Source organism: Aquabacterium sp. (genome assembly GCF_030652515.1).
GTDB lineage: Bacteria > Pseudomonadota > Gammaproteobacteria > Burkholderiales > Burkholderiaceae_C > Aquabacterium.
Genome location: NZ_JAUSAR010000127.1, coordinates 1 through 1636, shown reverse-complemented (window position 1 = coordinate 1636; position 1636 = coordinate 1). Strand labels below are relative to the sequence as shown.

Here is a 1636-nt window from a genome sequence, read left to right as displayed (position 1 = left end):
GTTAGACACCACCCGCTGGCCTGCCTCACGGGTTTTGCACATCAGGAAGTCGGATCGCCCCGGTCAGCTGCGTGGTGTGCCATGGTTGTCGCCAGTGATGATGACCTTGGGCGAGATCAGCGATTACATCGAAGCGCAGATTCTGAAGCAGCGCATGGCGGCGCTCGTGGCCGGCGTGATCAGTGCGGCGGCGGATGGCAATAATCCAAATACCAAGGCGCTGGAAGATCTGTCACCCGGCGCTTTGGTGACCGTGCCTGAAGGATCAGAGGTCAGCTGGACCAGCCCACCCAAGGTTGATGGCTATGCCGAATTCATCAAGCAGGCTGTCGCGATGATCGCGGTCGGCATTGGCATCACTTATGAATCTGTCTCGGGTGATCTGAGCCAAGTCAATTTTTCGTCGGCGCAGATGGGTCACATGGTGATGGATCGCAACGTCGAGATTTGGCAGATCATGCTGGTCAACCAATTCTGCGAAGGGGTCGAGCGCTGGCTGATCGACGCGTGGAAGTTGATGCCGACCTATCCGAAGAAGTCGTTCACGCTGGATTGGACAGCTCCCCGCCGTCCTTTGATCAACCCGCGCAACGATATCCCGGCGATGGTTGATGAAATTGACGCAGGGTTATCCAGCCGTCAGCGCAAGCAGCGCCAGCTGGGGCTGGATCCTGCGACGATCCGCCGGGAACGGGTTGAAGACATGAAGGCCGATCGGGATGCGGGCCTGACACCCATCGTTCCGAAGTCGGAAAGCACCCAAAAACCCACTGTTGAGCTGGCGCAACCTGTTGGTGCCCCCAAGCCCGATGTCACAGGAGTTGAAAAATGAGAAGCGGTACTGATCTGATCCGCAATGGCGAGATCATCCTGAGCGGATTGATCGTATCTGACATGGAGGCGGGCTGGCATTACGGCGACTCCATGATTGTTTGCCCCCAAATGATGCGTGATGCGCTCGCGGCAGTGATCGGCAGCGTCACTGTGCGGCTGTCCAGCGATGGTGGCGATCCCTATGCTGGCGAGGCCATTCGTTCGATGATCGCTACGCATCCCGGTGGCGTGGATATGATTGTCGAAGGCATGGCTGCGTCGGCAGCATCCCTGATTTTCATGGGGGCAAGCCGACGCATTATGACCGCGGGATCCATGATCATGATTCATGATCCTTCCGCCCTGGTCATCGGGGATGAGGCAGAGTTGCTCAAAGAGGCGGGTCGCCTTGGTCAGTTGGCTGATACCTACGCCGCCGTCTATGGCCGCGCTGCCGGCATGTCTTCAGCCGATGCCCGCAAAATTATGCAGGCCGAAACTTATCTGAATGCCGAGGAAGCCATCGCTGCAGGCTTTGCACATGAGGTTTTGGCCGAGCCAAACGGCGACTTCCCTGATGCTGCCGTGATGTCGCTAACCAATGCGCGGGCCGCCTTCAATAGCATGGTTGCCACCCGCACGGCGATGTTCGCCCAACAGAATTTGAGCAAGCCCACCGGCGTGCTCGATCCTACCGCCGCCGCTGGCGGTGTCATGGCCGTGATGGCCGCAAACACGGAGAGTAAGATGACAAATCCGAATCCGGCGGCACCCGCTGCCGTCACCACGATGGTCGCAACCGCGTCTGTCGATCCACAGGCGA

Annotated in this window: 2 protein-coding genes; both read left to right on the top strand. The window is 58.7% G+C overall.

The window, feature by feature from the left end; genetic code table 11:
* Positions 1–832 (top strand): phage portal protein (locus tag Q7V20_RS15425; RefSeq protein ID WP_304792972.1); only part of this gene is annotated, 832 nt, incomplete at its 5' end.
* On the top strand, positions 829–1636 hold an 808-nt coding region (locus tag Q7V20_RS15420; RefSeq protein ID WP_304792969.1), incomplete at its 3' end, for a head maturation protease, ClpP-related. The genes Q7V20_RS15425 and Q7V20_RS15420, both read left to right, overlap by 4 nt.